At 48.1% G+C, this 19,180-nt stretch carries 19 protein-coding genes and 1 pseudogene; 18 read left to right on the forward strand and 2 right to left on the reverse strand.

Features of this window, described 5'->3' with window-relative positions; genetic code table 11:
- Positions 1-106: 106 nt before the first annotated feature.
- The 3 genes from C1N56_RS02440 (at position 107) to C1N56_RS02450 (ending at position 2,476) form a co-directional block, all read left to right on the forward strand.
- Positions 107-1,528 (forward strand): integrase arm-type DNA-binding domain-containing protein, encoded by a 1,422-nt coding sequence (locus C1N56_RS02440; RefSeq protein ID WP_394517057.1) that lies wholly within the window; start codon positions 107-109, stop codon positions 1,526-1,528.
- Positions 1,525-2,145 (forward strand): hypothetical protein, encoded by a 621-nt coding sequence (locus C1N56_RS02445; protein ID WP_241798604.1) that lies wholly within the window; start codon positions 1,525-1,527, stop codon positions 2,143-2,145. The genes C1N56_RS02440 and C1N56_RS02445 overlap by 4 nt, the downstream gene beginning before the upstream one ends.
- A 121-nt stretch (positions 2,146-2,266) precedes the next feature.
- A complete protein-coding gene (locus C1N56_RS02450) occupies positions 2,267-2,476 on the forward strand; it encodes a helix-turn-helix domain-containing protein (protein ID WP_394517058.1) in 210 nt (69 codons plus the stop codon).
- A gap of 118 nt (positions 2,477-2,594) precedes the next feature.
- Here the strand turns inward: C1N56_RS02450 and C1N56_RS02455 are convergent, their stop codons facing one another.
- Positions 2,595-2,777, reverse strand: coding sequence for a YlcI/YnfO family protein (locus tag C1N56_RS02455; RefSeq protein WP_394517059.1), 183 nt, complete (start codon positions 2,775-2,777; stop codon positions 2,595-2,597).
- A 394-nt stretch (positions 2,778-3,171) separates the two neighbouring features.
- Between C1N56_RS02455 and C1N56_RS02460 the strand changes: the two genes are divergently transcribed.
- From C1N56_RS02460 to C1N56_RS02530, 15 genes and pseudogenes are all read left to right on the forward strand, one after another.
- On the forward strand, positions 3,172-3,366 hold the full coding sequence (locus C1N56_RS02460) for a hypothetical protein (protein ID WP_394517060.1): 195 nt from the start codon (positions 3,172-3,174) through the stop codon (positions 3,364-3,366).
- Complete coding sequence (locus tag C1N56_RS02465; RefSeq protein ID WP_394517061.1) at positions 3,356-3,724, forward strand: hypothetical protein; 369 nt, start codon at positions 3,356-3,358, stop codon at positions 3,722-3,724. The genes C1N56_RS02460 and C1N56_RS02465 overlap by 11 nt, the downstream gene beginning before the upstream one ends.
- Positions 3,721-5,088, forward strand: coding sequence for a helicase RepA family protein (locus tag C1N56_RS02470; protein WP_394517062.1), 1,368 nt, complete (start codon positions 3,721-3,723; stop codon positions 5,086-5,088). Before C1N56_RS02465 ends, C1N56_RS02470 begins: the two co-directional genes overlap by 4 nt.
- 284 nt (positions 5,089-5,372) lie before the next feature.
- The gene (locus C1N56_RS02475; RefSeq protein ID WP_394517063.1) at positions 5,373-5,693 is read left to right on the forward strand and encodes a hypothetical protein; all 321 of its coding nucleotides are present in this window, start codon (positions 5,373-5,375) and stop codon (positions 5,691-5,693) included.
- 50 nt (positions 5,694-5,743) lie between these two features.
- Positions 5,744-6,352: pseudogene (locus tag C1N56_RS02480) on the forward strand (primase-like DNA-binding domain-containing protein); the annotation flags it as partial.
- Positions 6,353-6,652: 300 nt separating this feature from the next.
- Complete coding sequence (locus tag C1N56_RS02485; RefSeq protein WP_394517064.1) at positions 6,653-7,021, forward strand: Cro/Cl family transcriptional regulator; 369 nt, start codon at positions 6,653-6,655, stop codon at positions 7,019-7,021.
- Positions 7,022-7,235: 214 nt separating this feature from the next.
- Positions 7,236-7,772 carry a hypothetical protein gene (locus tag C1N56_RS02490; RefSeq protein WP_394517065.1) on the forward strand — a complete coding sequence of 179 codons (537 nt, stop codon included), beginning with the start codon at positions 7,236-7,238 and terminating at the stop codon, positions 7,770-7,772.
- A complete protein-coding gene (locus tag C1N56_RS02495) occupies positions 7,769-8,596 on the forward strand; it encodes a tetratricopeptide repeat protein (protein ID WP_394517066.1) in 828 nt (275 codons plus the stop codon). The genes C1N56_RS02490 and C1N56_RS02495 overlap by 4 nt, the downstream gene beginning before the upstream one ends.
- Positions 8,593-9,960: an FKBP-type peptidyl-prolyl cis-trans isomerase gene (locus C1N56_RS02500; RefSeq protein ID WP_394517067.1), complete on the forward strand. Its 1,368-nt coding sequence runs from the start codon at positions 8,593-8,595 to the stop codon at positions 9,958-9,960. The genes C1N56_RS02495 and C1N56_RS02500 overlap by 4 nt, the downstream gene beginning before the upstream one ends.
- 926 nt (positions 9,961-10,886) lie before the next feature.
- Positions 10,887-11,405 (forward strand): fimbrial protein, encoded by a 519-nt coding sequence (locus C1N56_RS02505; protein ID WP_394517068.1) that lies wholly within the window; start codon positions 10,887-10,889, stop codon positions 11,403-11,405.
- A gap of 64 nt (positions 11,406-11,469) precedes the next feature.
- Entirely contained in the window at positions 11,470-12,168 is a 699-nt protein-coding gene (locus C1N56_RS02510; RefSeq protein WP_394517069.1) for a fimbrial biogenesis chaperone, read from the forward strand.
- 41 nt (positions 12,169-12,209) lie between these two features.
- Entirely contained in the window at positions 12,210-14,825 is a 2,616-nt protein-coding gene (locus tag C1N56_RS02515) for a fimbria/pilus outer membrane usher protein (protein WP_394517070.1), read from the forward strand.
- A 12-nt stretch (positions 14,826-14,837) separates the two neighbouring features.
- Positions 14,838-15,917, forward strand: a complete 1,080-nt coding sequence (locus C1N56_RS02520) for a fimbrial protein (RefSeq protein WP_394517071.1) — start codon at positions 14,838-14,840, stop codon at positions 15,915-15,917.
- A 1,010-nt stretch (positions 15,918-16,927) separates the two neighbouring features.
- A complete protein-coding gene (locus C1N56_RS02525; RefSeq protein WP_394517441.1) occupies positions 16,928-17,107 on the forward strand; it encodes a hypothetical protein in 180 nt (59 codons plus the stop codon).
- 269 nt (positions 17,108-17,376) lie between these two features.
- Positions 17,377-17,610: a hypothetical protein gene (locus tag C1N56_RS02530; RefSeq protein ID WP_394517072.1), complete on the forward strand. Its 234-nt coding sequence runs from the start codon at positions 17,377-17,379 to the stop codon at positions 17,608-17,610.
- A gap of 413 nt (positions 17,611-18,023) precedes the next feature.
- Here C1N56_RS02530 and C1N56_RS02535 read toward each other — a convergent pair whose 3' ends face one another.
- A complete protein-coding gene (locus tag C1N56_RS02535; protein ID WP_394517073.1) occupies positions 18,024-18,650 on the reverse strand; it encodes a LuxR C-terminal-related transcriptional regulator in 627 nt (208 codons plus the stop codon).
- Positions 18,651-19,180: the final 530 nt, after the last annotated feature.

Here is a 19,180-nt window from a genome sequence, read left to right on the forward strand (position 1 = left end):
AAATAACCAGAAGTCATCCCTAATACGCGCTTGGGGAATCCTATAGGTATCCTGGCTGGACCATGCGATTCGCAGGATACCCTGATCGTGTGGTCGAGGAGGTTGGATGGAAACGTTCAAATTCACGAAAACCAGGCTGGAAGAGCTCCCCCCTGCTGCCAGGGGACAGGTGGAGTATGGCGACACGGTCGTAAACGGGCTTCGGATCCGTGTCGGCGTCAGCGGCACTAAAAGTTTCTGTGTGTCCCGCAAGAAAAACGGCAAGTTTTTCCGGGCAACGCTGGGGCGTTTTCCTGCGCTGTCGGTGGAGAATGCCCGGGCGAAAGCCCTGGAGGTCATGGGCAGCATGGCCCTCAGCGGTCAGAACCCTAATATTCAGAAGCGCACGCACGAACGGGCAGCCGTCACCCTGCAGGATGCCCTGAACACCTATATTCTCAGCCGCGAGCATCGCCTGAAGCCGGCCACCGCAAAACAATACCGGAGCATTCTGGGCAACTATTCAGGGGACTGGCTCTCACAGCCTCTGGCTTACATCACCCGCGATCGCGTTGAAGCCCGTCATAAAGCCATCACGCATGGCACGGTCTGGTATGGTGCGGATAAGCGTTCCCTCCGACGGGGCACCGGGCAGGGGAGTCATGCGCAGGCGGATTTATGGGCACGCGCACTCAGGGCGGTTTACCGTTTCGCACACGATCACTACCGGGATGAGGAAGGGCGAACCCTGCTTCCCGATCCACCCACACTGGTGCTCAGCACCAAGCGGAAATGGCATGGCACGGTCAGGAAAAGCGACCGCATCCGTACTCACGATCTTGGCCGCTGGTTATCTGCGATAGAGACGGTAAGGCAGCAGGCGGAGCGGGAACTTGATGATTTCGCTGCGACCGTGTGTGATGCCGTGGAGATGGCCACGTTCACGGGCCTGCGGAAGTCCGAAATATTCGGTCTCGCCTGGTCCTGCGTTAACCTGGGAGGCCGCTACTTCTGGATAGATACGACAAAAAACGGCGACCCGCTTGAACTGCCCATCACCCGTACCTTACTGGCGCTGTTCCGCCGGCGCGCTGCGGCGCGGCGCGGAGAGCATCCTCTGGTCTTTCCGGGCATAAAGACCACCATCAAAGAATACCGCCACGTCACCGGGCGCATAAGCCGGTCAACGGTTCCTGAACCCAATCCGGACAATCTGCAGCCCATCCCGTTCAAGTGGCATGACGCGAGGCGAACTTACGGTACCGTGGCGGAGCTGGCCGGGGTAGGAAGCTATATCCTGAAGCGCCTGATGAACCACAGAACGCTGCGCAGTGCCGATGTGACCCAGGGGTATCTGCACTTTGGTGCGGATGAACTGCAGGCACCGGCAGCAAAAATTGAGCATGCCATCCTGGGCTACAGCGGGAGAGCGGATAAGCCCGAAGGCCTGGATGCCCGGCTGAAAGAAGCGCTGGAGCACCTCAATGATGATGAGAAACGAAGACTGCTTTTTTCACTCTCGGAAAAGGTCAATGAGGTCAGAAAATGATTGATGAAATCAAAGCGGAAATGACAAAAAAGCTGGAAGAGCTGGCTATGGCAGAGCCGGTGACAGGTTATATCAATATGTTTTACCAAGCGTTGTCCTTCAGTGATGCAGACCGCAGGACGTATATCACCGAAATTTCAGATCCGCTCTGGTGTATGGACCTCGCGAAAGGCAGCTATGACCGTGCCCGGCTGGCCCTGCTTAAATCCTATCTGCTGCTTCTGCTTGAACAGCACTACCACACAGCCATTTCACTCCTTCCTGTTCTGAAGTCTTTCGACATCCTGGGACAGACCGATACTGCAACGTTTATTGATGTCGCCATGAATAAGCTGCGTCAGTCTGAAGAGTTCCGTCGGGAAGTGTATAGCGGCCATAACAGCAGGAATGCGTCAGGACGGCGTAATAAACATGCAGATGAAGTGATCGCGATAATGTCTGAAACCTGGCGCCATTATCCGCACACCCCTAAAAATGCCATGATCAAAAAAGTATATGGCCATCTGAAAGGACAGGTCAGTGAAGAGACGCTGGCACGCTGGATTAAAGAGGAGAAACTCGGGCCGGCTTCCAAAGTTCGCCCGTATCCGCCTTTTCGGCTAGTCATACCCTCATAACGCGTTATGATCCCCTTATAGCGCGTTGTGATCCGATCACAGCGCGTTGTGGGGCTACACACAGTATCTCCGGCGATAGATATTCACCATCAGTCTTCAACTGATATTGATGGTGATACTCATGCAATTCCCTCTCAGCCTGAAAACACCTTGCCGTCTGACCCGGTCAGAGGCAGCGCACTATCTGGGGGTTACGCCACAGACACTGGCTAACTGGGCCAGCACCGGGAAGGTGCAAATTCCGCATTACAAAGTCGGTCGCAAGGTTATTTATTTTCAGTCAGATTTAGACGCTTATCTGGCGTCCACGCGTCGTACGCAGACCGTGTGAGGTTGACTGTGTTTGAGAATAAGAAAATTTTACAGCTCAAGATAGGATCAGGGCTACAGTGTCGAGGCTACCAAATGCTGCTCAGCAAAGTAATCAACTGGAAGTATGAAATGTTTTATTACTTGCCGCGCTGTTTCGCTTCCAGCTTTTCTTCACATGCTTGTATTACCCAAGAAGAGAAATTTGTTTGTGGGTTCAGTTTTTTTTCATCGCTAACGATTTTTTCGATCGCATCAATTAACTCGTGCGGGAAACGAATCCCTTTAAAGGTGGATTTGTTGTTCTTATGCCCAGTACTCATTTTTAGTCATAACCTCTGTGGTTCACCAAGTAACAACCTTATCGCAGTTCGTTTGGCACATGAAGTGTTTAAACACAAGACTCTTGACGTGTTTAAACACTTAGAGGTAACGTGTTTAAACACCAGTGTGTGTTGGTGTGAACAAATGAACGAAGCCCCGAAGTGCTGCAACACATCCGAGGCTTCTGACCTGTCGCGTTATTAGGAGTAACGACTATGGCTGTTAACAAGCATACCCAAACTCGCCCCAAATATCAGTACTGCCTCCCCGCCATTTCCCGTCAGGGCCGGACTGTGCCCCCGTTTCATCTCTGCACCGGCGCCGGCTCAGAGCAGGATATCCGCTGCCTTACCCACTCTCCCAAGGACCCGCTGCCCGTTCAGGAGGCCCAAAATGCGTGAGCCCATGGATTTAGATCAGGCTGAATTCCAGGCCGAGATGGCCACCTCGCTGTTTGAGGTGATTATGGACAAGGCCTGCCAGGAGTGCTCGCCCCAGCTGCGGCACCTCATCAGCCTGGCCTGCGACATCAACTTTGAGATTTACCGCGCGCTCAGGGCTGACGGAGGAAAGTACCATGATCAGTAACGTGAAGTTTAACGAGCTGGCCAGCCGGGTGGAGGCGCTCACTGCGCGCGTCGGGGACCTGGAGGCCAGCCTGAACGCGCTGGTGGATTCACAGGGCGGCACCATTCCGCCCGGCATGGCGCCGGTCAGCACCCTGGCGGCGGAGTTTGGCATCTCCACCAAAAAGGCGGAGGAGCTGGCAAAAAACGCCGGCGTGATGCTGGTGCGGCACAGGGCCGGAGGTTACCTGGTATCGGACGGGAAATTCCGTGAAGCGGCCCGTCTGGTGCTGCGTGCGGCCAAACGGAAGTACGGCTCGGCGTACTGGTACCACCCGCTGATTGGCAAATTCCAGATGAGCGGAGGCCTGCCGAAATGAGCCTTCCCCTGCGGCTTACTGAGCCGCTTTCCGACGCGCTCTTTGCCTGCGTCTATCTGTGGGCACACGGACGCCCCTGCAGCCGCTCTGAGCTGGAAAAGGCCGCCCGCCAGCATCACGATCCGGCAACCCGCTGCGGAAAGCTGGTGGTGCGCCTGATGCAGCTGCACGGCATGACCTACGAAGACCTGTGCGATGCCGGCTACCTGGGCACGGACGCTGAGCAGGTGAAGGCGCTCCGCCGCTCGGTCGTGGCAGAAATCCTCGGCACGGAGGAACTGAATGCCTGCCTGCGCGACACCGGGCGCATTCAGCGCGTCTTTCCTGCGGCAGACACGACGAGGACCCGGCTGCCGCTGTCGCGCGGCTCTGAGGGCTTCGACGCCCGGCAGGACTATGTGATGAAGCACGTCCTGCCCGCGCAGGCGCTGTGCAGCATCTACGGCCCCAGCGGCTCGTTCAAAAGCTTTCTCGCCGTCTCCTGGGCCTGCCATATTTCGGCAGGCCTCTCCTGGGCAGGCCACAGGGTTAACCGCGGCGCGGTGCTGTATATCGTGGGTGAGGGAGGCATCGGCGTGCCGCGCCGCATCCGCGCCTGGGAGCAGGTTTATAAGCAGCGCGTGGAGAACGTCTGGCTGGTAAACCGCCCCGTCTTTCCGGTGCGTCAGTCAGAGGTGCAGGAGGTCATCCTGGCGGCGAAGCAGGTTGCGTCAGAGGGCGGTCTGCCGGTGCGGCTGATTGTCATCGACACCCTGGCGCGCTGCTTTGGCGGCAACGATGAGAACGACGCCCGCGATATGGGGGCGTTCATTGAGGGCTGTGACGACATTAAGCGGAAAACCGGCGCCACGGTGCTGGTGGTTCACCACTCAGGGAAAGACGAGGCCAGAGGGGCGCGGGGCTCCAGTTCGTTCCGCGCGGCGCTGGACGCTGAGTTTCAGGTGAAACGCGAGGATGAGAACATCGCCCTGATACTGACCTGCACCAAAATGAAGGACGCTGAGGAGCTGAGGCGCCGGGCGTACGACCTGGAGCCGGTCAGGCTGTTTACGGACGAAGAGGGAGAGGAAATCTATTCGCTGGCCGTGCGGGACGTCGCCCGTGAGGCTGAGGAAAGCGATCCGGATTTAATTGCCGTGCCAAACCTCAGTGAAAATCATCTGGCAATATGGCAGTCAGTGAGAAGTCGCAATGCGCGGGGTGAGGCCTGTACAAAGGCCATCATCATTGATGATTTGAAGGCCATGGGCATTGATACCCGCAAGCATTTTTCCCGCTGGCTGAGTAAGCTGACAAAGGCAGGGCTCGTTTCTTTAGACGGCGAAAATATTGTCATTCACTCTCAGAGGAATATGGGGGAATAAGTGGGGGCCAGGTGGGGGCGGTGGGGGCGACACCCCTTTCGCCCCCACTTTTTCCCTGTATACACACAGAAAGTGGGGGCCATGCTCAAACCCGCGAATTTACCGGGCTGAGAGGGGGTTTTCAAAAAACAGGTGGGGGCGTGGTGGGGGCAGGCAAAAGTGGGGGCATGGTGGGGGCCGGAAAAGGAAATGGTTATATGGAGAACCTGATTGTGACCAGGTTAAAGCCTTTGAAGTGAAAGGACTACTATGCTGGTTCGTTATGTGAAAACTAAGGGTATGGTGTGAAAAGTTTCCTGTCTGACTACTGCAAAATCGCAAATGAAACGTCTGGCCTGATAGCGCTGGGACTATTACAGTCAGTCGTGATGGCTGCAGTTCTGAGGCAACGGGAACTAAAAGGTGCAGACTGGCATCCGCTCATATTCTGGAGTCTTTTAGTGGCTTCTACACTGGGCATGGTGTTGACAGCACGCAGCACAGGTAATGCCATCCTGTCGAATTCCGGCCTGGGAAAATTCGAAAGGCTACTGCTGCTGGCAGTTTTCGAGCTGGTCTTCATCGGTGTCCTTCTTTCCGCTGTTATCACCGTAAAATCTTTATAGCCTGGTTCATTATTACGGTCAGGGATGTTCTTTTATTCTCTTATTAAAGTGCGATCAGTCTCAGCCGTAAGCCGCTGTACTCCACATCTATTCTAGTCATCAAAAATAACGCCATGACCTTCAGCGATCGCAGCGGGGGCATATCGCGGCGCCGGATCATTTTTAACTTTTCACGGGTCATCCCGGAAGACGAACGCGATCCGCTGATGACGGCAAAGATAGAGGCTGAGCTGCCGGTCATCATCCGCCACCTTCTTACCCGCTTTACGGACCAGCAGGAGGCGCGTCAGCTGCTGTCTGAACAGCAGTCGCCCGGTGAGGCTCTGGCCAGTTAGCGCGAGTGCGATTCGCTGGTCGATTTCTGCGGTTACCTGACGGCTTCACCGCACTGTGACGGCATGCTGATAGGTAACGCAGGAATTATTCCTTTCAGCCAGCGTCGCTATCTCTACAACGCCTACATGGCTTACATGCGGGCGAACGGGCTGAGCAACGCGGTATCGCTCATGCGGTTTGGCACAGACATGCCTGGTGCCATGGCTGAGTATGGAAAGCCGTATGAGAAGACAAAGCAGGGCATGAGGTCAAACCTGCTGCTTACACCCGAGGCTCAAGAATGGATGCCCCGTTGTTTTGAAACTACACAAGAAAAAAATTAATTTAAAAGTGTTCACCAGTGTTCATCCTGTAGAAAGAATCTTATTTATCATCATAAGGGGTGAACACTTTTTCTTTAAGTGTTCACCTTTAAGACTTTTAGGGTGAACACATGGTGAATACTTATAATTATGGTGCTCACCAATTAATATAATGATAATTATAATAAAAATGGGAAAGGTGAATAGGTGAACACTTAAACCACTATTTTTTTTCGTGCTTTTGAAAACAGAGTTGCTGCTCTTTATGTGTCCAACGTTTAAGAAGGGGAATAAATCGTCCTGATACTGACATGCACGGAAATGAAGGATGCTGAAGAGCAGAAGCGCCGGGCGAACGACCTGCTGCCGGTAAAACTGTTTACCGATGAAGAGGGCGAGGAGGTCCATTCGCTGGCCGTGCAGGATGTTGCCCGTGAGGATGATGAGCGCGAACCAGAACGGGCCGGCGTGCCGAATTTTACAGGAAATCATATGGCGCTCAGGCAGGCTATTCTTAGTCTTATTGCCAGCGAGGAGGCATGTACAAAAATGATTCTATGCGAAGAGCTTAAAGCTATGGGGATCAATACCAAGCACTTTATCCGCTTGCTGCAGAAACTGACTGATGATGATCTGGTTATCCAGAAAGGTGATCACCTTGCGCTCCATTTTCATCATAAAACTGGGTAAAAATGTGGGGAGATGGTGGGCAAGGTGGGGAGCGGGACCCCACATTCTCCACTTTTCACCTGTATATACCCAGAGAGTGGGAGATGACCTGCTTCAGTTTCAAACTCTAGGGGAAAATGCTTACTGCTCATGGGCACCTCTCTTTAAGCCATCTTGAATAACTCTAAGGTATCTGTTAAACCCGTGGCAATTCAGAGTTTTCAAGAGTGCTCTTGTGTTTTTTACTGGGCGGCAGTCCTATTATGAAACTCAATTTTATATGCCCTCAGTCACGCAATACCGGTTGTTTTATCTCACCTTGATGCAATTTTTGTGGTCGCGAGGGCATTTATCCAGACCTCAATTTAGGCTGAATAGTGATATGTCTCTTTGCATGGGAATTAAATTTACTTTTATGGGATTGGTATTGCTGATACTCGCAGGCTGTCAGTCAGTATCTTCAACGACTAATGTTAAACGTTCGTTGTCAGATAGTGTTCAACTCAATGAATCCCCCACAATGACGCGCTGTCAGAAAGAAATCGCTGTATTGGCAAAATACGATAAAGGGCAATTCCTTCAGCAAAAGCAGCATTTCAATGCATTACGCGATAATAGCGCAAAATATTTATTACTGCGTGAACAACTGAGTACAGATATGCGTATCACCTTAGACAGCATATACGAGGCGCAGTTGGCTAAGCGTTGTCACACCATTCATTCTCTCTTGTTCGAGGCCATTATGGCAGATGCAGAGGAGGTGCATGGATGAAACCCATTCTAACCCTTCTGCTAATGGTTACACTGGTAGCTGGTTGTAGTGCGCGCCATAACGACCGCAATACGCCAGGTAATCGTAGCGTTTCATCCTCACTGATGCTTACCGGATTAAATAAACAATTGCAGGACACCTTAAAGAGGGCAACTGTTGGCAATCAGCAGGCTCAGCAGCAATACGGTCATTGGTTAGTTTCAGCCGGTCAGAATGAAGCTGCTCAGCCATTGCTGCGTAACGCGGCTGAGCATGGGGACACCCAGGCGCAATACCTCTTGGGTAAAATGTTACTTGAAGAGCAGCCTGCGGAGGCGCGTCGCTGGCTTGAACATTCTGCAGAAAGCGGTAACGCGCAGGCGGCGAAAGCATTGTCTCAATACTTTTTAAAGCGCACCTCATTGCTACAGCGCCCGCAAGAAGGCTTTAACTGGCGACTACACGCTGCACAATTAGGCGATCCGCAGGCACAAAACGATGTGGGCGCAGCATACAGCCGGGGTGTTGGTGTGAAAAAAAATGTCGCTCAGGCACTTGAATGGTATCGCAAATCAGCACTACAAGGGTATACGCTTGCCCAATTCAATCTTGCTGGAGCTTACCAAGCAGGAGAAGGTGTAAAACCAAACCCTGCGCTGGCATATGCCTGGTATGAGATTGCCAGTCAATCCAGCCGTGATGCACAACTTTCTCAGATCATTGAACAAATGAAACTCCGCATGTATGCCGAGGCGACGCGCAACGGTGAGGCCGCAAAAGCACGCCTGTTGGTTAAACAGTTTCAACACCAAATCATTGCCAGCCGCACTCAGGAGGTACGATGAAAGTCCTTCTCACTCGCATGATGCTGGTTCTGATGCTGTCGATCAGTTATAGCATGGCTTGGGCTAAGCCTGCGCTCACGGGGTATGACTCATCGAATACCATTCCTTATTCGCTGTTTGATGATTCTGATAATGACAAACCATGGATTCAGTCAGCGCCGGTAAAGAAAAAAACTCTGCGCCCGGCCACGCCTAATAGTTTGCAGGAGATGCAGCGTATTGAAGCACTGCAACGTTCTCTTAACGAACAGCAGCGTATTAACAAAGAAGTCTTAGCCGGACATCAATCGGAGAAACTGGTACTGGAAGCTCAGATTACCGCTCTGAAAAGCGAGGGGACAATGGCGGAAGAACTGCGCGACGAGGTAAGACATCTCAAACAAGCGTTGAGCAGCGCGCGAAGTGAACATGCAAAGGCTGCGAGTCAAATTGCGGAATTAACTACAGTAATGCAGGGTCAACGGCTGTTAACTGATAGCAATACGATCCAGTACAACTCCCTGAAAGAACAGTTGAATGAAAAAGAGCAAAGTATTGTCTTACTGACTAAGCAGCTCGATGAGCTTAAAGCTACCCATCATCAGCGTGCGGTAGAGTCATCAGTGGCGGATATCACCCAGCAGAAAAAAATCGATGCACTTCAACAGGCTCTTGTTCTGGCACAGCAGCATAAAGCCAACGCAGAGGAGCAGCTTAACAAACTTAAGTCAGCACGCTCGACAGCGAAGCCGGAAAGTCATCAGCAGAAATTGTCCTATGCAAATGGGGTTGCGTTTGCCGACAATATTGTTAATAGCTTGCGCGCTCAGCAAGACCTGGGCATTGAACCAGACCGCTCGATGGTATTAGCAGGAATTCAAGATGCATTCGACCGAAAAATTCTGATGAATAGCGAAGAAGTTAGCATGCTGGTGTCTGAATTAGACACAAAGCTGAATGAAAAATTAACTGCGCAACAACAAGAGTTCATTAAACAAGAAGAAGAGCAGCGCGAGCTTGGAAAGAAACTAATAGCGAAAACACTTAAACGCAAAGGTGTAAAAAAACTGGACGGTGCTCTTTATGTGGTAACAAAAATTGGTTCCGGAAAGAAGATTATGCCTGCAAGCACTGTTAATATTTTAATTACTGGACGTTTAGCTGACGGAACGGTGTTTGATAACAGTGGGTTGGAAAAAAAAGTACAACGTTCAAATGTCAAAAATCTGTTGCCTACGATAACCAAAATATTGAGTCAGCTAAGTGAAGGCACAAAGGTTGAAATTGTGCTGCCACCAGAGCAAGCCTTTGGTCAAAAGGGTGTCACGGGTTTGATTCCTGCAGGAGCCACATTGCAATTCGATGTGGAAATTCTAAATGATTAAATGCACGATTAGAGTAATAGATTATTTTATACGTTTGAGTGAAATGTAGTCTGCTATTACATGATTTCTTGTTGATTATATTCTTTAAATGGCGAGAAGACTGATTGGCTTCTGGCTGGGGGCAAGAATTGAAATGACTCAAATAAGAACAGCATTGTAATTGTTAGTAATTGTCCAATTTTAACCTGAGTTAAGAAGTTTTTAATATTTGATGAAAATTATGATGGTTGAAGCTTAAACGACGAAGTCGATAGTTTTATTGATTTAAAAAGGTAATCTAGTTGTTTTTGGAAATTAATTTGGTGAGATTTCGACTAAGATTAGGCTCACAATTTGGCTACCTCAGCTAAAAAGAACTACTCCAAAAAATGCTTACTAGATCTGGCTTGATCAGTAAGCAATTGCCATTGTGTTGACATTTTAAGTCAAAAATCCTGGGTGCAATTTAAAACACATCCACATGAAAAACACTTGCTAAGATGGCGATTTATTTAAACATGATAAATCTACATTCACGCAATGATAAAATGAATTTGCATTGGTTCAAAATGTGGTGCTTTAGCACCTGTGCTCAATAATAGCTGTATTTTGAGTATCACTATGGCGTTAATTAAACTAGCAAAAATCTTAATACATAAAAAAGATCGGTTGTGCATCTAAAAAAATGAAAGAATGGGAGCGATTTGCATGGGCTCATTTATTTTGGGAATGTTTGATTTCGCTTAGCAAATTGCTAATATTTTTGTGGATAAATTTATTTTTCAAATTGATTTTTTGAGAATGCTCTTGAATTAGGTTTAGAGTTTTTTTGATATTATATCTTCGTTCTCTTAAGACGTTCATACATTCTTAAGAGAGTGGAAGTGTGGCAGTAAAAGTAGATGCATTTGGCATCATTTAGTTGTTAATTATATTAGGGTAAGAAAATGCAAAAAACCATTCTGGCCGCTTTCGCATCGGCAATGATCTTTTCAGTGGGCGCAGCACATGCAAACGAAACCGGCATAATTACTTTAAGTGGCAAGGTCGGTAATGGGACTTGTACGGTCGCAGGAATTGACGGATCACTTATGTTTGACGAAGTTACTGCTGCAACTGTAGAGGCAACAACGCCTTTTTCACCTGTTACCCAAAAAGATATTCCAATTACACTTTCAGCTTGTGCTTCAGGCATTACTAAAGCGAAGCTTGTTACTACTTGGAATTATGATGTCAATGCTGAATACCCAGAAGTAGATGGTGATATGGAAGGTATGACTTTATTCTATTACGCATCGCCGAGTGATCCATATGGTACTCGTATAAAATCTGGTGACACTCAGACTATCGATATTACTAATGGGGGCGGTAGTAAAACATTGCAAGCACGTATGATCAGGGACAGCCGAGCTGTGGTTTCGGGGGACTACAGTTCCACACTTAATATGGCAATGACTTACGAGTGATGCCGACTTAGTGAACAATGGAAAACTAGTTCATTGTTCACTTATTTTTTTAAAGGTTATTTCTGTGAAAAATCAATTTTTTTTATTCTCTTTTTGTATTGCCTTGATGAGTTTCAATTCAATTGCCAGTATTGATAAGGGGGGCTTTGCTCTATCAGCTACTCGCGTGATATATGATGAAAGTAAAAAAGAAGCTAACATTGATGTTATAAACTCTTCTCAGAGTGTTTCTTTTTTAGTTCAGTCATGGCTGAGTAACTATGATACGAACAAAGTTGAAAAGGGCGCGTTTATTATAACACCTCCGTTATACCGTCAGGATAAAGGTAAAAACACTTTGCGTATATTGAGAAGTGAAAACCTGGCAACCGATCGTGAGACAGCTTATTGGTTAAATGTTAAAGCGATTCCTGCACAAGATAAAGACGCCAAAAATGTGGTAGCGATTGCCTATGTAATGAGAATTAAACTTTTTTATCGCCCTGCAAACTTAAATGGTGATGCCAGTTCTGCTTATAAATCACTGACTTTCAGCAAGCAGGGTGACGAGATAGTGGTAAAAAACCCTACGCCTTACTTTATTACCTTAAATGAATTAAGAGTGGGCGGTAAGGGCGTAAAAGATGTGTCAGCGATGGTTGCTCCACTGAGCGAGCAGCGTTATCAGTCCCCGGTAAATACTCAGGAGAAAACGGTTACCTTTAAAACCATCAATGATTTTGGTGGTGTTACACCTGCAATTACGCGAAGTTTTACTTTTTAATTAAATAATTCAGGCAAAAATTTTGCAAGATAAGGGTTTTCATGTCTTTGTACAACAAATCGAATGGAGTCATAAATCGCGTGCTGTTCAAAGACATCGTCCTTAGACCGCTCGCAGTTAAAATCGGCCAGATACTGTGGTTCAGCGGTCTGACTCTTATTGCACTTCCGTCCGCGCAGGCGCAAGAATACTTTAATCCAGCATTGCTCTCTCTGGGGGTTGACGGTGATATAAGTAGTAACGTCGCAGATTTGTCTGTATTTGAAAAAGGCAGGCAGCCACCAGGGGAATATCATGTCCAACTCGTAGTAAATAACCGAGTCATTGGTGAACGCAAGCTCACTTTTACTAATGATAAAGATGGAAATTTAATTCCCCAGCTGACATTAAAGCAGTATCAGGCGATTGGACTACGAACACAAGCGGTCCCGTCACTTGCCGGCGCTGCCGATGACACGCTGATTAGTGATATTCGTGAAGTGTTGCCTGGCGCAACTGTGCGTTTCGATTATGCCTCACAGCGGGTGGAACTGACTTTCCCACAGCTTTATTCAGAGCGTCGTAGCGAATTTGAAGCAGATGCAGAACAGTGGGATCAAGGCATGCCTGCGGCTCTGCTGAACTATTCATTGAGTGGCAATCAGACCAAAAGCTCAGGTAACGGAAATCAATCGTCAATCTATAGCAACCTGCGCGGTGGAATAAATCTGGGGGCATGGCGCTTGCGCAGTTACGCCACCTATCAACATACCGCTCGTGCCGGCGCGGCGGCGAGTGACAGCTTTAATCTGATAAGCACCTATTTGCAGCGCGATATTCATACGATCAAAGGCCAATTAATTGTCGGGGATAGCGCTACGCCAGCAGATGTCTTCGATAGCGTGCAATTTCAGGGAGGACAGTTGATTTCAGATGAAGGGATGCTGCCCAGTACCCAGCGAGGTTATGCTCCAGTAGTACGGGGCGTGGTGGAATCAGGCGCTGAAATCACCATTAGACAAAACGGCAACGTAATTTACCAATCTTATGTACCACCGGGCCCATTTGCGATTGACGATCTTTATCCAGCCACGATGAGTGGCGACCTTGAGGTAATCATTAAAGAGAGTGATGGCAGCGAACGACGTTTCATTCAGCCTTTTTCTTCGCTCGCCATCATGCAGCGCGAAGGACAGTTAAAATATGCAGCGGTAGCCGGCAAACTACGTAACAGTGGGTCGTCAGCTAACACTAACCATGCACGCTTTATACAGGGTACGCTCGTTTATGGCTTACCAGGCAGCGTAACCCTGTATGGCGGCATGCAATTGGCGAAGCAGTTTATGGCCGCAAGCGTTGGTGTAGGTGTTGGTTTGGGCAAGCTGGGCGCGTTATCGGCAGATGTAACGCATTCGGGTATGACGTTGCCACATCGGGACAAGAGTCAAGGGCAGTCATATCGTCTGCGATACTCGCAGAGTCTGGCAGAGACCAACACAACACTATCTTTAGCTGCTTACCGTTATTCAACTGAGGGATACTACAGCCTTGAGGATGCCTTTTCCGATCCCGGCAAAAGCAATTTCAATAACCGCTATCGTCCACGTGGCGAATTTCAGGTGATGCTTAATCAATCATTGGGTCCCGCAGGTTCGATATATGCGTCGGGTTCTCAGCGTAATTATTGGACAAAATCCGGGGAATTACGCACTTGGGCATTAGGTTATAACACTAATTTGTACGGCATCAGTTATGGTCTCAATTTCAGTCAGTCACAGGATACTGATTCGGGACGTGAAGATCGTCGCGTGGCGTTTAACATAGCGGTGCCCCTCAGCCGTTGGTTGTCTGGCGGTGCGAATAACAGCGTCTATGCCAATTACGCTCTTACCAGCAGTAACGGCCAGGGTGCGAACCAGCAAGCAGGAATCAGCGGCTCGGCAATGGAAGACAACCAGCTTAACTACAATTTAAGCCAGTCATATGCAAATAAAGACAACAGCCATTCGACGGCTTTGTCAGGAACATATAGCGGCAGTGCGGGTACCTTATCTGCAGGCTTTAATCGTAGTCCTAGCCAGCAACAGATTAATTACGGCCTCCGTGGAGGCATTGTTGCACATCCTTATGGGGTGACGTTATCACAGGATTTAGGCGAAACCATAGCATTAATACGCGCGCCGGGAGCGAGCGATCTCAAAGTTGGTAATCAGACCGGCCTACGTACTGATACCTTTGGCCAGGCGATTATGCCGTGGGTGATCCCTTACCAGCGAACGGAGATTTCATTAAATCCAAAGGGTTTAAAACCCACGGTGACATTAGGAAAAACCACCGCATCCGTAACGCCAACACGAGGAGCTGTAGTACTGGCTGAATATCCTACGCAACGTGGACACCAAGTAATGATAACGCTCAAAAACGAGCAAGGGAAATTTGTGCCATTTGGTGCAACAGCACGCCTGCTGAATAGCCAAAACAAAGAGCCCTCTACCGGTATCGTTGGTGATGATGGCCTGTTATATATTTCTGGTATGCCTGACTCAGGTTCAATGGAGCTGACGTGGGGCAAGGGCGGAGATAATACTTGCCAGGTAAGATTTAATCTTGAGGCGGCCATAAAAAATCAGCTGGATGGCGTGCCATTACAAACTGAAAGCATTTGTCAGCGAAATTAACAGGAAATGGTAATGCTTAGAATAAATAAAAACAAAATGTATAATCTCATTTTCATGAGAATTATTCCTCTGATTATCGCCAGCCAAACGGCACAGGCTGAAGCCTTTAACACAGGAGATTTACCGCAAGGCTGTTCTTTCACCGAGAAGAGTGAGCAGGTATTTAGCAGCAGCTTAAACATTGCAACTTCTTCCGCTAAATGGAGTGATATTGGCGGCACGCCGCGTACAATCCTTAACTTTGGTGTGCAATGCAGTAACACGCTAGCCTCGCCGGTCACCATGCAAAGCCAAATCGCCGGCAATGTGAATTGGCTGGGACCTGCACGGGATATCTTAGCTACAAATATTCCCGGAATTGGTGTGAGGTTGTTTGCAGAGTTAACTACCGTGGGTGGCCAGTGCTCAGGAGCGGGCACGCTAAGTTTTAATAACCCAGCGCGCTGTAGTTTGCAGGCCCAGGGGAGTGAAATACGTTCATTTAATTATGTTATCAAAGCCCAATTGATTAAAACCGGCAATGCTACACCAGTTCAACGTCAAAGCGTACTGCATGCAGAAAATGGAAGCGTTTCTGTCGTTTTAAATGGCACAGGGCAATCCAGTATCGATATATTTAATAGCGGATTGGTTGCGCCCACACTTATAACCCCAGCAAGTTGTGAAATTATGACAGATAAGAATCAGTCAGTATCTTTCGGAGCAGTTAATCGACCAGATGTGCAGACTGAAACCACGGTTGGTCAGCCGCAATCGACGCGTATAGAGGTGGCATGCAGTCCTAAACGCGCAGAGGGTAATCTCTATAATGTAAATATTAAGTTTACAGCGGGAAAATTACATCCTAACGATGGATATGCGCTGTCTACAAATATCGATGATATAATCGTGCGATTTTCTAGTGGCAAGGATAACAGTTCATGGATTAAGTTTGGAGACACTATCCCATTAAACTATAATTCCTCTTTGAGCGGAGATAAAAGCCATTTTGATGAAACATTCTATTGGTCACTGCGGTATTTGCCTCAGAAGAAAAACGGCCAGACAGGAAACTTTGAAGCAATATCAACTTATACCATCACAGTCCAGTAATTATTAGGAATGTTGAATCCGTTCTGAACCCCAAATGAATCGTACGTATGATTCATTAGTGCGATAGTTACTGTTGAAGAAGCTATAAGCGTACGACTAATACCGTCTTGACGGGATATACCGGAGCTCCTGTCTGGTATCATAAGGTGCCTCGGCAGCATCTCACCCACGCTCCTGTTCGGCCAGCTGGCGATCACAGACAGCACTTGGCTCAGATAATGCTCTGGATTGATGTCGTTTCACTGGCAGCTACCTTATACCCGTACAGCTCGCCAATAAGGCGCAGCGCTTCAATTATGGTGTTGGACGGCATCCGAAAGTGAATGTCATCAACTTTACGCCGCCCAGCACGCCGCTTCCTCTATATAGCCTTAGCGGATATGCTTCCCCCGGAGCACCTCGATGGCTCCCGTAAAGTGCGCCTTAGCCTGTATCCCTGAGGACCACTGATTCGGCGAACAAAACCGCCGGGCTATCGCCGAGCGTTGCGGTCGTTACGCAAGTCGTTCTTTAGCCGGTCCGTTTTCGTTTTGCATTACCCCACGCAGCACCGGTACGAGGTATGGTCGACTTACGGCTTACCGTCCGTCAGCACGTATCGCTGCGGGGCTTCATCCAACGTTGACAGCAACTGGCGAAACGTTACATCGCACCCGTTAGCAGATAATAACTAAGCCGCTCGGCTTGAGGTTCGTTCATTCGCGTCATTTGTAATGCATATCCTGTCAGGCTGCTCGCCGGTATTGCTCAGCAGAAAATTCATGGCTATATCGATGAAACATCCGGCGGCCTGAATGACGCGCCGCAGGGCAGGGAGCAAATCTGATAGTTTCGAGTAGAGTGTCGCAGAAGGGCGGAATATTGCACGTAAACGACGATCCGGTGAAAGGTCGTGAGTTTAAGGGACTGCACCACTACCTGGTAATCTCGCAACGAGAGCTGGTGGCGGTATTGGAACAGCGGTTTGCGTGCCGCTAACAAGCGGCGGCGGTGCGTCACGCTCGCAGGGTGTGATCATATATCTGCATGACAACAGCACGGATACCGGTAAAGTGACAGGCTTAGCGCTATGCTATCAGCTGCGTTCGCTTGACCTGACAGCGCGCAGAGCAAGTAATGCCGCTACGGTTGAGCCATACGTTATGGATGAGGTATTTTCGCTTGTGGTCGATCTTATCGGTCCACGTTAACCAACGTAAAACTTATACGTAGCCTGCTTTTTAAGAAAAAGATTATCGCGGCCTGAATATATATCCTGAATAAAGACAGGGAAAATTATTCCACCATGGTCAGGGCTTACAGGTACATAACCTTCAACTTCACGAGCGGTAAAGCTTATATTCTCAACCTGGATGATTACCACTGATGGGCATGTTAATACCCGCATCCGGGCGGCCTAATCACCGAGTATATTGAACACAATAATATTGACCTGCGCGTGCTGGCGAAAGAGCGGGGCGTGTCCGCTTCGGCGCTGAGCAAAGTCATAAGCGGTAAGGCTTCTGTCAGTCCGGAAATGGCGGTGCTGCTGGAGGCGGGGCTGGTGCTGCGGCGCGTCTCTGATTATCCATGCAGGCCGCCTGCGATTTGCACAAGGCGCGTGCAATTACGGGCGTTTCAGGCTTACATCTGCACCCGGGCGTGCTGGCTACTTCTGCAGAGGAACGGCCGGGCAAATAATTCCTGCAACTGATAACCGCAGACCGCGCCATCTGGTGAGTTTTCTGTTATTTATTTCTGCCATTATTTGAACAGCAACATCGACACCCTGTGGGCTAGGAAAAGCCGGTGCTGGTGCTCCGGCCATCCCCCGCAGGCCGCTGACGCCCTTCAGGCGTTTAATGGATTCAGCGTAGTCAGTTCTCTGTTCAGCTGTTTCAGCCTGCCACCGGTAAAGTCGCATTAACAGCAATAGCAACAGCAACAGCAACAGCAACAGCCGGGGCCACTTTCTGCTCTACAGCTGGTCGGAATTCAGCCCTTACGCTAGCCTGCAATAGCATGTCTCGGCAAACATTATTTATCATGCATTCAATGGGATGTGCTCAGTGCAGATCCCTTTGAAAATGAATATCTCTGCGATATTTAAGTTGAGGCAAGCTAATTTTAAAGCTCATTAAGATTCAGCCGATAAATATCACGATTTTGTTTGATGCCTAATTTCCTCATTGCATTGCGTTTTTGAGTACTGATGGTTTTTACGCTGCGGTTCACTCGGGCGGCGGTTTCCGTTACACTCATTCCGGAATGTAAATATTCAATAATGCTCTTCTCCTTGGCTGACAGGCGTTCGTGAGAAAGAGGCGCTACCGATTTTTTTGTCTCAGACTGATAGATGATGTTGTAGGGTTCTCCGACCAGTTTTTCTCTAACCCTGTGCAGGCCAATCAAATAACATTCAGGTGAAAGAGTTTTACAGAAATAATCTTCAATCATGCCGGAACATTGTTCTGCAATCTGAAGATGAAAACTATTTTCACCCATAAGAATCAACGCTATATCAGGAAATTCTTTATGTAACTTCTTCACTAGATCATGAGCATTGATCTCCCCAGCAGGACGAGAACAGTCGACAAGTAATATATCAGTAGATCCAAATGTCAAAGAAAAAAATAATTCGATGCTGGTTTTGCAAATATCTCTAACTACGAGTAATGGATCCTGATTAATGATGATTTTTAGGCCTGCAGAAAACAAAGGATGGTCATCGAGGATAGTAATATTTTTGATCATTACATTTTACCTTTTTTACAGAATGTGTTTAAATAACTTTCTTGATGATTTTAATTGTGAAGAAATGAATTTATTTTTAATTTATACGTCCAATATATTTTGATTTTCAATGTTTAAATGTTTTTTGATTGTGCGATCGTGATAGATTTAAAATCTTAAAATGACGGCATGCATGATAACTTGCAAAGTTAAGAAAATTAAACACGTTAATATTTTTCTGAAAGAGGTGGTTGTAATAAATTCATTCTTGTTAAAGTGGTATATTATCTCTTTAAATCAAATTTAATCGAATGGTATGCTAAAATGTTAAGGATAAATACCAGAGCAATCTCAAAAATGCCTTCAAATAAATGATGTGTGACTTTAATTGCTTAAGTTCTGTGGTGTCAACTGCATCACCTGGCTTGAAAAAAGGTAAAATACCAAATCATATCAACCTGCTAAAGCCACCTTTGAACAATGCTAGTGGTGTATTTTTCCCAAAATGCATTACACTCTATCTCATGTCAGCTGAATGATTGAACAGAGTG

The sequence above is a fragment of the Pantoea sp. SGAir0175 genome (genome assembly GCF_043547855.1).